General features: G+C 71.2%; 13 protein-coding genes. 2 read left to right on the top strand and 11 right to left on the bottom strand.

The annotated features are described in order from the left end of the window. Positions 1 to 221 precede the first annotated feature (221 nt). From MQN93_RS38185 to MQN93_RS38165, 5 genes are all read right to left on the bottom strand, one after another. On the bottom strand, positions 222 to 410 hold the full coding sequence (locus MQN93_RS38185; RefSeq protein WP_016432502.1) for a hypothetical protein: 189 nt from the start codon (positions 408 to 410) through the stop codon (positions 222 to 224). Between the two features lie 196 nt (positions 411 to 606). After that, complete coding sequence (locus MQN93_RS38180) at positions 607 to 1,206, bottom strand: hypothetical protein (RefSeq protein ID WP_242713092.1); 600 nt, start codon at positions 1,204 to 1,206, stop codon at positions 607 to 609. A gap of 70 nt (positions 1,207 to 1,276) precedes the next feature. Further along, positions 1,277 to 1,852 carry a GNAT family N-acetyltransferase gene (locus MQN93_RS38175; protein ID WP_242713091.1) on the bottom strand — a complete coding sequence of 192 codons (576 nt, stop codon included), beginning with the start codon at positions 1,850 to 1,852 and terminating at the stop codon, positions 1,277 to 1,279. Then, complete coding sequence (locus MQN93_RS38170; RefSeq protein ID WP_242713090.1) at positions 1,830 to 4,073, bottom strand: MMPL family transporter; 2,244 nt, start codon at positions 4,071 to 4,073, stop codon at positions 1,830 to 1,832. Before MQN93_RS38170 ends, MQN93_RS38175 begins: the two co-directional genes overlap by 23 nt. A gap of 189 nt (positions 4,074 to 4,262) precedes the next feature. After that, the gene (locus tag MQN93_RS38165; protein ID WP_016432506.1) at positions 4,263 to 4,577 is read right to left on the bottom strand and encodes a hypothetical protein; all 315 of its coding nucleotides are present in this window, start codon (positions 4,575 to 4,577) and stop codon (positions 4,263 to 4,265) included. Positions 4,578 to 4,775: 198 nt separating this feature from the next. Here MQN93_RS38165 and MQN93_RS38160 point away from each other — a divergent pair, with 198 nt between their 5' ends. Next, entirely contained in the window at positions 4,776 to 5,579 is an 804-nt protein-coding gene (locus MQN93_RS38160) for an SAM-dependent methyltransferase (protein WP_242713089.1), read from the top strand. A 64-nt stretch (positions 5,580 to 5,643) separates the two neighbouring features. Here MQN93_RS38160 and gatB read toward each other — a convergent pair whose 3' ends face one another. From gatB to MQN93_RS38135, 5 genes are all read right to left on the bottom strand, one after another. Then, positions 5,644 to 7,158 (bottom strand): Asp-tRNA(Asn)/Glu-tRNA(Gln) amidotransferase subunit GatB, encoded by a 1,515-nt coding sequence (gatB, locus tag MQN93_RS38155; RefSeq protein ID WP_016432508.1) that lies wholly within the window; start codon positions 7,156 to 7,158, stop codon positions 5,644 to 5,646. A 13-nt stretch (positions 7,159 to 7,171) separates the two neighbouring features. Beyond that, a complete protein-coding gene (locus MQN93_RS38150) occupies positions 7,172 to 7,363 on the bottom strand; it encodes a hypothetical protein (RefSeq protein WP_108015575.1) in 192 nt (63 codons plus the stop codon). 47 nt (positions 7,364 to 7,410) lie between these two features. Continuing rightward, positions 7,411 to 8,910 (bottom strand): Asp-tRNA(Asn)/Glu-tRNA(Gln) amidotransferase subunit GatA, encoded by a 1,500-nt coding sequence (gene gatA / locus MQN93_RS38145; RefSeq protein WP_016432510.1) that lies wholly within the window; start codon positions 8,908 to 8,910, stop codon positions 7,411 to 7,413. Positions 8,911 to 8,915: 5 nt separating this feature from the next. Then, positions 8,916 to 9,212 carry an Asp-tRNA(Asn)/Glu-tRNA(Gln) amidotransferase subunit GatC gene (gatC, locus tag MQN93_RS38140; protein ID WP_242713088.1) on the bottom strand — a complete coding sequence of 99 codons (297 nt, stop codon included), beginning with the start codon at positions 9,210 to 9,212 and terminating at the stop codon, positions 8,916 to 8,918. A gap of 134 nt (positions 9,213 to 9,346) precedes the next feature. Further along, entirely contained in the window at positions 9,347 to 9,718 is a 372-nt protein-coding gene (locus MQN93_RS38135) for a DUF4267 domain-containing protein (RefSeq protein WP_242713087.1), read from the bottom strand. Between the two features lie 97 nt (positions 9,719 to 9,815). On the opposite strand from MQN93_RS38135, the gene MQN93_RS38130 reads away from it, so the two are divergent. Next, positions 9,816 to 10,400, top strand: coding sequence for a TetR/AcrR family transcriptional regulator (locus MQN93_RS38130; RefSeq protein WP_242713086.1), 585 nt, complete (start codon positions 9,816 to 9,818; stop codon positions 10,398 to 10,400). Between the two features lie 265 nt (positions 10,401 to 10,665). Here MQN93_RS38130 and MQN93_RS38125 read toward each other — a convergent pair whose 3' ends face one another. Further along, the gene (locus MQN93_RS38125; protein WP_016432514.1) at positions 10,666 to 12,909 is read right to left on the bottom strand and encodes a putative bifunctional diguanylate cyclase/phosphodiesterase; all 2,244 of its coding nucleotides are present in this window, start codon (positions 12,907 to 12,909) and stop codon (positions 10,666 to 10,668) included. Between the last annotated feature and the right edge of the window lie 196 nt (positions 12,910 to 13,105).

Below are 13,105 nucleotides of genomic sequence, written 5' to 3'. Positions count from 1 at the left end.
CGCCTCGACGGCGTCCCCCGGACGCACCGCCGTCCTCACCGCGGGGAGGTGCGGTGAGGACGTGGGCAGGGCCTCGGTGGTGCGGTTGTCGTCCGTGGGGCGGTCGTGCGTCGTGCGCTCGTGTGTCGTGCGGTCGTCCGTCGTGTGATCGCCCGTCGCGCGTTTCTTCTCCGGTGCAGGACGGCCGTCCCCCGCGCGGCCGTCCTGCCGGAGCGCCCCGCTCACGCTGCGCGGGTGTTCGACCGGAGCCGGCGCAGGCGGGGGGTATGGGTCTCGTGCTCCGCGGAGCGTGCGGCGGCCTCGCGGCGGGCGGCACGCCGGGTGCGGAGGGCCTCGCGGGCCAGGCGCTCCTGCTCGGCCTGACGGATCAGTTCGGCGGAGCGGATCTGGGAGTACTCGTACTCGTACATGGTGTGTCCCTTGTGAGATGTGGTGTCCGGCGTCGCTTTCTGCGATGCCTCAACCTTCGTCTCCAAGGGGCGTGCGCCACATCGGGAGAGTTCCGCATCTTCGGCCCGGCCCGGGGCCTTAGACACGCAGGAGGGGTCTTAGGGCGTCCGTAAGGTGCTCACGGATGCCCTAAGACCCCTCAGGACCTGCGGCGGCTCAGCCCGCGGAGGGCAGCCCGAGCAGGACGTCGGTGTACTTCAGGACGGCCAGGAGCAGGCCGATGACGCCGAGCGCGACACCGCCCCAGGCGACCGACTTGATCCAGACGGCCTGCGGCCTGCCCGGGGCCCCGAACGCGGGCCGGGCCAGCACGACGACGCCGATGACCAGGGCGAGCAGGGCGAAGACGCCGCCCCACAGCGCGGTGGCGTGCCAGGCGTTGCCGTAGCCCTCGTCGAGGAGCTTGGAGACGCTGGCGTTCTGGGAGCTCTGGGCGTGCAGCTGGCCGATGAGCGACTCGCGCGCGGACGCGACGGTGCCCACCCAGCTGCCGGTCAGCGAGACGATGCCGAGGGCGGCGGAGACGACGGCGCCCGCGCCCTGGCCGACACCGGAGGGCGCCACGTCCTCGGCGTCGTCGGACTCGGCAAGGTCGGCCTGAGCGGTCGCCTCCTCGGGGGTCTCCTCGGCAGTGTCCTCGGCGGTCTTCTCGCTCGCCTCGGTCGCCTCGGTCGCGGTGGCGTCCACCGTCTCCTCCTCGGGCTTCACTTCGGTGGCCTCGGTTCCGGCCTCGTCAACAGTCTTGCTGGTTCCCATACCTCGCACCGTACGGACGCTGTCTGAGAAGTCTCTGAGAGATCACCGGGGCGATCCGTCGAGCCTCTCCCTACTGATCTGTGTGTTCGGCACGCGCGCGTGTTGCGCGCCACTCCGGGGCGAGGATCGACCACACCTCGAGGTCGTGCCGCACCCCACCATAGGGGTGCGCCTGGCGTCGTACGCCATCCCGGGTCATTCCGAGGCGACGGGCGACGTTCAGGCTGGACACATTCCCGGACGCGGCCACCCATTCGACGCGGTGGATGCCGCGTTCCTCCACCGCCCAGTCGATCAGCACCCGCATCGCGCGGGTGATCAGTCCGCGGCCGGTCGCGGCGGGTTCCAGCCAGCAGCCGACCTCGCAGTTGCCGCTCTCTGCGTCGAAGTTCAGCGTGAGCACACCGCCCACGAGCTTTCCGTCCAGCCAGATGCCGTGGTAGGAGGCGGTGTCGGCGGCGCGCAGGTCGGCGTAGCGCTGGAGCGTCTCGCGGGCGGTGGACACGTCGACGACGGTCGAGCCGAACGGGATGAACTGCCCGATGAACTCCCGCCCGCGCTCCAGATGCGCGAGAAACTCCTCGGCGTGCCACGGCTCGAGCGGACGCAGTTGCGCTCCATCGTCACCCAGGGATATCGCGTACATCCTCGTCCTGCCCCTTCGCCAGTACGTCCGCCACCTCGGCGTCCGTCGCCGCGGCCAGCCTTTCATGGGCGGCGCGGCACTCGGGCGGCTCGATGCTGATGAGGGGCAGCCGGGCGTCCAGCCACCGTGACAGCCACCAGTTGGCGCCGCCGAGCAGATGCATGAGGGCCGGCACCAGCAGGGTGCGCAGCACGAAGGCGTCGAGCGCGACGGCGGAGGCGAGCGCGATGCCGAACATCGCGATCACGCGGTCGCCGCTGAGGACGAAGGCGAGGAAGACCGAGATCATGATGACCGCGGCGGAGTTGATCACGCGGCTGGTCTCGGCGAGCCCGACGCGGACGGCACGCCGGTTGTCACCGGTCTCCAGCCACTCCTCGTACATCCGGCTGACCAGGAAGACCTGGTAGTCCATGGAGAGCCCGAAGAGGACGGACACCATGATCACCGGGAGGAACGGCTCGATGGGTCCGGCGCGGCCGAGGCCCAGCAGCTCGCTCCCCCAGCCCCACTGGAAGATCGTGACCACCACGCCGAAGGCGGCGGCGACCGCGGCGACGTTCATCGCGGCGGCCTTCACGGGGATGCCGACGGACCGGAAGGCGAGCAGCAGCAGGAGGCAGCCGAGGCCGATGACGACGCCGACGAACAGGGGCAGCTTGTCGACGATGACGTCCGCGAAGTCGTCGTAGCCGGCGGTCACCCCGCCGACGTGCACATCGAGTGAGGTGCCGGTCTCGGCGCGCGGCAGCACCTCGGTGCGCAGCCGGTCGACGAGGTCGCTGGTCCGCTGCGACTGGGGCGCGGAGGTCGGGACGATCGTGAAGTACGCGGTGTCGCCGCCGGCGTCGTACGTCACCGGGGTCGCCGAGGCGACGCCCTCGGTGGTGCGGATGGTGGCGTCGAGGTTGTCGAGCGCGAGCCGGTCCTCGGCGCCGTTCACCCGGGTGACCAGGGTGAGCGGGCCGTTGACGCCGGGCCCGAAGCCCTCCGCGAGGAGGTCGTAGGCCTGCCTCGTCGTCGACGCCTCGGGGTCGTTGCCCTGGTCGGAGGTGCCCAGGTGCAGGGAGAGGGTGGGCAGCGCCAGGACGGTCATGACGGCCAGCGCGATCACGCCGAGCACCTTGGGGTGGCGCTCCACGAACGCCGACCAGCGGTGGGCGAACCCGGTCGGCAGTTCGGGCTGCGGCCCGTGCTCCGCCAGGCGCCGTCGCTCGCGTCGGCTCAGGGCGCGCAGGCCGATGAAGGACAGCAGGGCCGGGAGCAGGGTCACGGAGGCCGCGACCGTCAGGACCACGGTCAGACAGGCGGCGATGGCCACGCCGTTGAGGAAGCTCAGCCGGAGGATCAGCATGCCGAGCAGGGCGATGCACACCGTGGCGCCCGCGAAGACCACGGCGCGTCCCGTGGTCGTCACGGCACGGGTGGCCGCCTCGGTCACGGACAGCCCGCGTTTGAGTCCGCGGCGGTGTCTGGTGACGATGAAGAGCGCGTAGTCGATGCCGACGCCGAGGCCGATCAGCATGCCGAGCATGGGCGCGAAGTCGGCGACGGTCATGGCGTGCCCGAGCAGCACGATCGCGGCGTACGCGGTGCCGACGCCGACGAGGGCGGTCGCGATGGGCAGCACGGAGGCGGCGGGTGAGCCGAAGGCGAGGAAGAGCACGGCCGCCGCGACGACCACGCCGACGATCTCCGCGAGATGACCGCCGGACGACTCGGTGAGCGCGACGGCGCTGCCGCCCAGTTCGACCTGGAGCCCGTCGGTCCCGGCGGACTCGGCGGTGCGGACGACGGCCTCGGCCTCGGACGTGGCGATGTCCTCGGCGCGGTCCTCGAAGGCGACCGTGGCGTACGCGGTGTGTCCGTCGGCGCTGATCCGGCCCGTGCCCTGGCCGTCGTACGGGCTGCTCACGGAGGCCACGCCGGGCAGCTCCGCGATCCTGTCCAGGGTCTGGGTCATCGTCTGCTCGACGTCCGCCGCCCGTACGGTGCCGGAGGCGGTGTGCCAGACGACGGTGTCGCCGGCGCCGCCGAGCCCGGGGAACCCGTCCCGCAGCAGTGCGGTGGCGGCGCCCGATTCGGTGCCGGGGGCCTCGTAGTCGTTCGAGTACGACGAGCCGGCGACGGCGGCGGCCGCGCTGACCCCGCCGAAGGCGAGGAGCCAGAGGAGAACCGCGAGGAGGCGGTTGCGAACGCACCAACGGGCCAGTGCTGCCACGAACGAACTCCCGGACGATGTGTGGATCTTTGACCGGGAACAGTCGTTCACAGGGTGAACGGCCCGCAAAGAACGCATGAGCAATGCGAGGACCACTCTTGCAGGCAGAAGTGATCGTTCATGCCGTTCGTGCGGTTATTCACAGGAGTGGGAGGCAGATCACAGGACAGTAACGACGACTCTGTCACCTCAGTCGAACTGGTCCCCCAGCGCCATCACCATCACCCCGCCGACCAGCAGCCACAGCGCCCGCCGGGTGCGTCCGCGGGAGCCGAGCACCGCGGCCAGGGCACAGACGGCGGCGCCGAAGGCGTAGGCGGCGGGTACGAGGGCCGGCGCGGAGCCAAAGGCCCGCAGTACGGCGGCGGCCAGTCCGGCGAGGGCCAGCAGCGCTCCCGTCCCGGCCGCCGCCCAGCGGGCCCGCCGCGCGTCCCCGACCGTGTCCTCGGCGTCGTCGGTGTCCACGGACTCGTCCGGAATCCCGGAATCAGCGCGTCCCTTCATGGCGGGCGAGGGTAGCGCGTCCGCCTGAGGGACCGGCCGGGAAACCGGCTGCGGGCCGCCCCGGGCAGGTGCTAGCTTCCGCTGGTCAGCCGTCCCCGGCTCCTCGCCGACAACCGAAGCGGGTGCATTGTTTGAAGGTCCGACCGAGCTCCTACGCATCGCCTTTCACTACGAAGACCTCAAGGAGCCCGTTCACCGATGTCCGATCCACGTTCCAGGACCTCGCCAGACCCTCTCACTGACCGTGTGAACCACCCGGACTACCCGCGCAGCAGCCAGTACGACGCCCGCTGGGCCGTCGAGAACCAGATGGGCCCGAACGCCCTGTGGCTGCTGGAGTGGCTGGCCCCCGCCCTGGGCCTGGACGCCCTGCGCCCGTGTGCGCGGGTGCTCGATCTGGGCTGCGGCCGCGCGATGACGTCGATCTTCCTCGCGCGGGAGTTCCACGCCCAGGTCACCGCGGCCGACCTGTGGGTGAAGCCCGACGACAACGCCCGGCGCATCGCCGAGGGGGGGTTCGCCGACCGCGTGCTGCCCGTGCACGCCGAGGCCCATGAACTGCCCTTCGCCGAGGGCGGTTTCGACGCGATCGTCAGTATCGACGCCTATCAGTACTTCGGCACCGACGACCTCTATCTGCCCACGCTCACCCGGCTGCTGAAGCCCGGCGGACGGATCGGCGTCGTCGTACCGGCACTGCGCGAGGAACTCGCGGGCACCGAACCGCCTGAGCATCTCAAGCCCTGGTGGGAGCCCGACTTCTGGTGCTTCCACTCCCCCGACTGGTGGCGGCGCCACTGGACGCGCAGCGGGGCCGTCGAGGTCGAGGCCGCCGACTGGCAGCCGGACGGCTGGCGGGACTGGCTGCTGTGGTGCGAGGTGGTCGCCGAGGAGAGCCCGGACGAGCTCCACCGCACGATGGCCCGCCGGGTCGGCGAGATGGTGCGCACGGACGAAGGCCGCATGCTCGGTTTCGTACGGGTCGTGGGGCGCCGCAAGTAGCCCTGCGCACACAGCGGTACGGCCCCGGAGTTCATCCCTCCGGGGCCGTACCGCGTGCTGCCGCTCAGCCTTCGCTGACGCCCAGCTTCTCGAGGATCAGCTCCTTGACGCGGGCCGCGTCGGCCTGGCCGCGGGTGGCCTTCATGACCGCGCCGACCAGGGCGCCGGCCGCGGCCACCTTGCCGCCGCGGATCTTGTCGGCGATGCCCGGGTTGCCGGCGATGGCCTCGTCGACGGCCGTGCCGAGCGCCGAGTCGTCGGAGACGACCTTGAGGCCGCGCTTGTCGACGACCTCGTCCGGGGTGCCCTCGCCGGCGAGGACGCCCTCGATGACCTGGCGGGCCAGCTTGTCGTTCAGGTCGCCCTTGGAGACCAGCTCGGTGACCCGGGCGACCTGCGCCGGGGTGATCGCCAGCTCGTCCAGCGAGGTGCCCGACTCGTTGGCGCTGCGCGCCAGTTCGCCCATCCACCACTTGCGGGCGGAGGCGGCGTCGGAGCCGGCGTCGATGGTGGCGACGATCGGCTCCAGCGCACCGGCGTTCAGGATCGCCTGCATGTCGGTGGCCGTGATGCCCCACTCGGCGAGCAGCCGGGTGCGGCGGGCCAGCGGCATCTCGGGCAGGGCGCCGCGGATCTCCTCGACCCACTCGCGCGAGGGCGCCACCGGGACGAGGTCGGGCTCCGGGAAGTACCGGTAGTCCTCGGCCTCCTCCTTGACCCGGCCCGAGGTCGTGGACCCCGTGTCCTCATGGAAGTGGCGGGTCTCCTGGACGATCGTGCCGCCGGACGACAGCACGGCCGCGTGCCGCTGGATCTCGAAGCGGGCCGCACGCTCCACGGACCGCAGCGAGTTGACGTTCTTCGTCTCGGAGCGGGTGCCGAACTTCTCGGTGCCGTTCGGGCGCAGCGACAGGTTCACGTCGCAGCGCATCTGGCCCATCTCCATCCGGGCCTCGGAGACACCGAGCGCCCGGATGAGCTCGCGCAGCTCACGGACGTACGCCTTCGCCACCTCGGGGGCGCGCTCGCCCGCGCCCTCGATGGGCTTGGTGACGATCTCGATGAGCGGGATGCCGGCGCGGTTGTAGTCGAGCAGCGAGTGGGAGGCACCGTGGATACGGCCCGTCGCGCCGCCGACGTGCAGCGACTTGCCGGTGTCCTCCTCCATGTGGGCGCGCTCGATCTGGACGCGGAAGGTCTCGCCGTCCTCCAGCTGTACGTCGAGGTAGCCGTTGAAGGCGATCGGCTCGTCGTACTGGGAGGTCTGGAAGTTCTTCGGCATGTCCGGATAGAAGTAGTTCTTCCGGGCGAAACGGCACCACTCGGCGATCTCGCAGTTCAGCGCGAGGCCGATCTTGATCGCCGACTCGACGCCGGTCGCGTTGACGACCGGGAGTGCGCCGGGCAGGCCGAGGCAGGTCGGGCAGGTCTGCGAGTTGGGCTCGGCGCCCAGCTCGGTCGAACACCCGCAGAACATCTTCGTCTTGGTGCCGAGTTCGACATGGACCTCGAGGCCCATGACGGGGTCGTACGACGCGAGAGCGTCCTCGTACGACACCAGGTCGGTCGTGGTGGTCACTGAAACTTCCCTCTCAGCCCAGCAGGACGTCGTCGTCGCCCAGCCGCTTCAGCTCGCGGTACAGGACGGCGAGGCCGGTGACGATGCCGACGGCGGCCACGGTCGCGTCGATCAGTCGCAGCGCGTCCTGCTCGGAGCGCGCCTTCTTGATCCGCTTGGCGACACCGAACGCGCCGAAGGCGGTGGTGGCGATGGACACGTACATACCGGACTTGGACTTCTTGAAGTCCTGAGCCTTGGTGAGCGTCTTGGTCACAGCGACGGAGCCTCCTCCAGGAGCGGGTGCCCCCACCTTTCCACGTAGGCGGCCTCGACCGCGGCGCCGACCTTGTACAGACGGTCGTCCTTGAGCGCCGGGGCGATGATCTGCAGGCCGACCGGGAGGTTGTCCTCCGGGGCCAGACCGCAGGGCAGCGACATGGCCGCGTTGCCCGCCAGGTTGGTCGGGATGGTGCACAGGTCGGCCAGGTACATCGCCATCGGGTCGTCGGCGCGCTCGCCGATCGGGAAGGCGGTGGTGGGCGTCGTGGGCGACACGATCACGTCGACCTGCTCGAAGGCCTTCTCGAAGTCACGCTTGATGAGCGTGCGGACCTTCTGCGCGGAGCCGTAGTACGCGTCGTAGTAGCCGCTGGACAGGGCGTACGTGCCGAGCATGATGCGGCGCTTGACCTCGGGGCCGAAGCCCGCCTCACGGGTCAGCGAGGTGACCTCCTCGGCCGAGTGGCTGCCGTCGTCGCCGGTCCTGAGGCCGTAGCGCAGGCCGTCGAAGCGGGCGAGGTTGGAGGAGCACTCGGAGGGGGCGATGAGGTAGTACGCCGACAGCGCGAGGTCGAAGGACGGGCAGTCCAGCTCGACGATCTCGGCGCCCAGCTCCTTCAGCAGCGCGACCGACTCGTCGAACCGCTGGATGACTCCGGCCTGGTAGCCCTCGCCGCGGAACTGCTTGACGACACCGACACGCATGCCCGCCACGCTGCCGCTGCGCGCGGCCTCGACGACCGGCGGGACCGGGGCGTCGATGGAGGTGGAGTCCATCGGGTCGTGTCCGGCGATCACCTCGTGCAGCAGCGCCGCGTCCAGGACCGTGCGGGCACAGGGGCCGCCCTGGTCGAGGGAGGAGGAGAACGCCACCATGCCGTACCGGGAGACGCCGCCGTACGTGGGCTTGACGCCGACCGTGCCGGTGACGGCGGCCGGCTGGCGGATGGAGCCGCCGGTGTCGGTGCCGATGGCGAGCGGGGCCATGTGCGCGGCCAGCGCGGCGGAGGAGCCGCCGCCGGAGCCGCCCGGGATGCGGGTGAGGTCCCACGGGTTGCCGGTCGGGCCGAACGCGCTGTTCTCCGTCGAGGACCCCATGGCGAACTCGTCCATGTTGGTCTTGCCGAGGATGACCACGTCGGCGGCCTTCAGCCGCTTCGTGACGGTCGCGTCGTACTGCGGGACCCAGCCCTCGAGGATCTTCGAGCCGACGGTCGTCGGGACGCCCTCGGTGGTGAAGATGTCCTTGAGCGCGAGCGGGACGCCGGCCAGCGGGCCGAGCTTCTCACCCTTCTCCCGCTTCGCGTCGACGGCACGGGCCTGGGCCAGCGCACCCTCGCGGTCGACGTGCAGGAAGGCGTGCACCTTCTCGTCGACGGCGTCGATCCGGGCGAGGTGGGCCTCGGTGACCTGGACGGCGGTGAGTTCGCCGGAGGCGATCTTCGCGGCCGTCTCGGCGGCGGTGAGCTTGATGATGTTGCTGTCCGTCATGGGATTCAGTCCTCCCCCAGGATCTGCGGCACCTTGAAACGCTGCTGCTTCTGGGCCGGGGCGCCGGAGAGCGCCTGCTCGGGGGTGAGCGACGGACGGACCTCGTCCTTGCGCATGACGTTCGTCAGCGGGAGCGGGTGCGAGGTCGGCGGTACGTCTTGGTCGGCGACCTCACTGACGCGGGCGACCGCGCCGATGATGTCGTCCAGCTGGCCTGCGAAGTGGTCGAGTTCTTCGGGCTTCAGCTCCAGACGCGCCAGCCGGGCGAGGTGGGCGACCTCCTCGCGCGTGATGCCAGGCATGCAGCGATCCTCTGGGGTGAGTGTGTGTGATGTGCGACTGGGCCCAATCCTATGGGGCCGGACCCGGTGGCCGTTAAACGGTTTACGGCTTGCCGCCGGGCGTCCCGGGGTTCGCTGCGCGGGAAGTCGTCCCGTCAGACCGCGAAGAGCAGTGCGGCACTGATCAGGACAACGATCGCGGTGGCGAAGTGGATCCCGAACGCCACGGCTTTCGCACCGCCGTGCCGCAGCACTATCAGCGTGTCGAACAGCGGCACGAGCGCGACGGTGACCATGAACCAGGCCTCGGCACGGGCGCCCACGAAGACGAGCAGGGCCAGGCCCATCAGGCCGAACGTGCCGTCCCTGAGGCCCTTGATCGAGAGATACGCGCCGGCGTCGCCGTCGGGGCGCGCGGGGACGCCGTAGCCGGTTGCGGCGGGGCCGGGCTGGAGCAGGAAGCGGTAACCGAGGAACAGGCAGAACAGGTCGAGCAGGACGGCCAGCGTGTAGGCGGTGACAGTCATGTCTCTTCTCCTCTACGTCGATTTCTAGCACTGCTAGCAACAGGAGCGAAGCTAGCAGAGCGTCGACAGATTGGCTAGCGCTGCTAGAATTCCTGGTATGTCGATCCAACAGCGCCGGGAGCGCGAACGAGCGGAACGCGAGCGGCTGATCGTCACGGCGGCGCGGGACCTTGCGGAGGCGGAGGGCTGGGACGCGGTGACGACCCGGCGCCTCGCGGCGGAGATCGAGTACAGCCAGCCCGTCCTCTACAGCCACTTCAAGGGCAAGGGCGCGATCATGGCGGCGGTCGCGGTCCAGGGCTGCGCGGATCTGGCGGTCGAACTGCGTGCGGCACGTACGGCGGCCAAGGGCACCCGGGAGGCGCTCGCCGCGGTGGGCCGGGCCTATGCCGACTTCGCCCGGCGCCGGCCGGCCCTGTACGACGCGATGTTCACCCTCGCCACGGACCTCCCCTTCGCCACCTCGGAAGCCCCGGCCCCCCTGAAGGAGGCCTTCGGCGAACTCCTCGCAGTCGTGGAGCCGATCACCGCCGACGGCGAGGACACGGCCCTCCTCACGGAGACCTACTGGGCAGGTCTGCACGGTCTGGTGACCCTGATGCGCAGCGGGCGCCTACCGAAGAGGGCTCATGAGGAGCGGTTGGCACTGCTGATCGGGCATTTTGCGGCGGGGGGTGAGTGAGGGGCCCCTGGCGGGTGCTTGCGGCAGGGCGGCGCCCGGGTGCGCTTTTGATGGAGCAGCGCGCGGGCGGTCCCGGGGTGACGGCCGCCGTCGGCCGGCCCGGACGGGCGGGCGGCCCCTCATCGCGGGTGGCGGTCTCCGGCCGGGGGCTGGTGAGGGCAGTGGCGCGGCGCGGTGCGCGGTTGCCAGGCGTGTTCTGCGGCAGCGCGGTTGGGCGTCGGCCGGCCGCGGGTGAGCGCCGCCTCTGCCCAGGTGGGCAGTCGCCCTACTCGTCGCCCGCCGCTGCCGGCAGAGCCGCGCGGGGGCGTACCCAGCCTCGGGAGCCTCGGGCTCGTAGCCAGGCTGTTGTCTCGTCGGCCGGCATGGCTGCGGCCACCAGCCAGCCCTGGACGGCGTCGCAGCGGAGGTCGCGCAGGCGTTCCCAGGTCTCGTCGTCCTCGACGCCCTCGGCCACGACGAGCAGGCCGAGGGAGTGGGCGAGGTCGACGGTGCAGCGGACGATCTCCGCGTCCTCCGCGTCGACGGCCAGGCGGGCCACGAAGGAGCGGTCGATCTTCAACTCGCTCACCGGGAGCCGCCGTAGATGGACGAGAGACGAGTAGCCCGTGCCGAAGTCGTCCAGTGACATCTTCACTCCGTGCCCGGTCAGACCGGCCAGGGTGTCGGCGGCACGCTGCGGGTCCTCCAGCAGGACGTGTTCCGTTATCTCGAGTTGGAGCGCTCCCGCGGGAACTCCGTGCCGGGCCAGCCGTGCGGCGACGGAGCCCGCGAAGCCGGGGGTGTGGACGTCTCGCGGGGACACGTTGACCGCGACCGGCACGAACAGGCCCTGGGCCCGCCACTTGGCCACCTGTCCGAGCGCTGTCTCCAGGACGTACTCGGTGAGATGGGGCATCAGCCCCGACGACTCCGCGATCGCTATGAACTCGTCCGGCGGCACCTTCCCGCGCTCGGGATGCACCCACCGCACCAGCGCCTCGAGCCCGGCCACCTGCCCGTCGAAGCGGACCTTGGGCTGGTAGTGCAACTGCACCTCGTGGGCGTCGAGGGCCCGGCGCAGATCTCCCAGCAGGCCGAGGCGGTCCGGGGTGTTGGAGTCCCGCTTGGACTCGTAGACCTCGACGCCCGTACGGTCCCGCTTGGCCTGGTACATCGCCACGTCCGCCCGGCGCAGCATCCCCTCGGCGTCCAGGGCGTGGTCCGGGAAGACGGCGACTCCGGCGCTGGCCTCCAGGACGAGCGTGAGCCCGTCGAGGTCGAGCGGGGAGCTGAGCGCGGTGACCAGGCCGCGCGCCACCCGGGTCGCGGACGTCGTGGAGTCGGCGACCGGCAGCAGCACGGCGAACTCGTCCCCGCCGAGCCGCGCGGCCTCCGCTCCGCGCGGCAGGGCGAGACGCAGCCGGTCGGCTATCTGCAACAGCAGCCGGTCACCGGCGAGATGCCCGAGTGTGTCGTTGACCGAACGGAAACGGTCCAGGTCGATCAGCATCAGGGCAGCCCGGGCACCGATGCGCTCGGCGTCGTCCAGCGCGGTCCAGATCCGCTCCTGCAGCCACTGCCGGTTGGGCAGCCCGGTCAGCGGGTCGCGCAACTGCTCCTCGGCCCGCGCCCGGGCGATCCACAGCGTGGAGTCGAGGGCGATCAGCGGGATGGCGAACAGCGGCAGCAGCACGGGCTGTGCGGCGGCGACCACACACACCAGCGGGGCGATGCCGAGCAGCGCGACCGCGACAAGTCCCTGTCTGACCAGGGCCGTACGCGCCACGGTGGGCAGTCCGCCGCGCGGCACGTGCAGATACCACAGCAGGGTGCGGGTGACCACGAGGTAGGCGGCGGCGACCAGCACCACCTCGGGGGCGGTGTAGAGGGTCCAGGTGTCCGGGTCCCAGGGGTTCTCGACGGACGGCACGCGTCCGAACGCGCCCAGCACCAGGGCTCCGGCGCCGATGCCGAGGATGTCCACCGAGCCGTGCAGCACGCCCTGGCGCCAGCGGTTGCGGCGGGCGATGCCGACCAGCACGACGACGGTGAGGCTGACCATTCCGGCCGGCACCCAGCCGTAGAGCATCAGGACGGCGAGGGTCAGGGCGGCGCCGGAGCCCGTGCCGCCCCACCAGCGGGAGCGGCCGAGCATGACCAGGTGGCCGACGATGATGCCGGTCAGCACGGCGAGGGACCAGCCGACGGTGCCGCACGGGAAGAGTGCGTGGACGCCGCTGAACGCGCGGTAGAAACCGGCGCCGAGGACGAAGGCGGCCGCGGCCACGACGGCGGCGGGCAGGGCGGGCCAGGACAGGTGACGGTCGTGCTCGCCGTCCGACAGGCCCGCGGGGTGCTCGATGCCGGGGTGCGGGGCACGCCCGTCCGGTGCGGTGTACTGTCCGGTGGCGCGCCCCTCCGCGCCCGGGCGCTCCGAGGGCCGCCCGGCCCACCGGCTCGCCCGCCATGCGCCGGTGACCCGGCGCACGCGCAGCCCTGAGTCAGGGGCGGCGCTCTCGGTCGGTTCCATTCCCGTCCCTCTCACAGCCGGCGGTGCCCACGCCACGCGGCCCGATGCCCGACAACCATCAACGGCACCGCATTGGAAAACCCTTCCCCTTGCTCACCAAGAGCAAGGGGATGCCCCAACCGCAGCTGGGCACGGCAGGTGCACATCTCAACAGTAGGCCGCAGAAGGCTTCCACGGGCAGCGGTCGTCGACGGTT

The organism is Streptomyces spinosisporus (assembly GCF_022698145.1).
Lineage (GTDB): Bacteria > Actinomycetota > Actinomycetes > Streptomycetales > Streptomycetaceae > Streptomyces > Streptomyces spinosisporus.
Note: the sequence above shows the minus strand (reverse complement) of the source record. Positions and strands in the feature narration are given on the sequence as shown.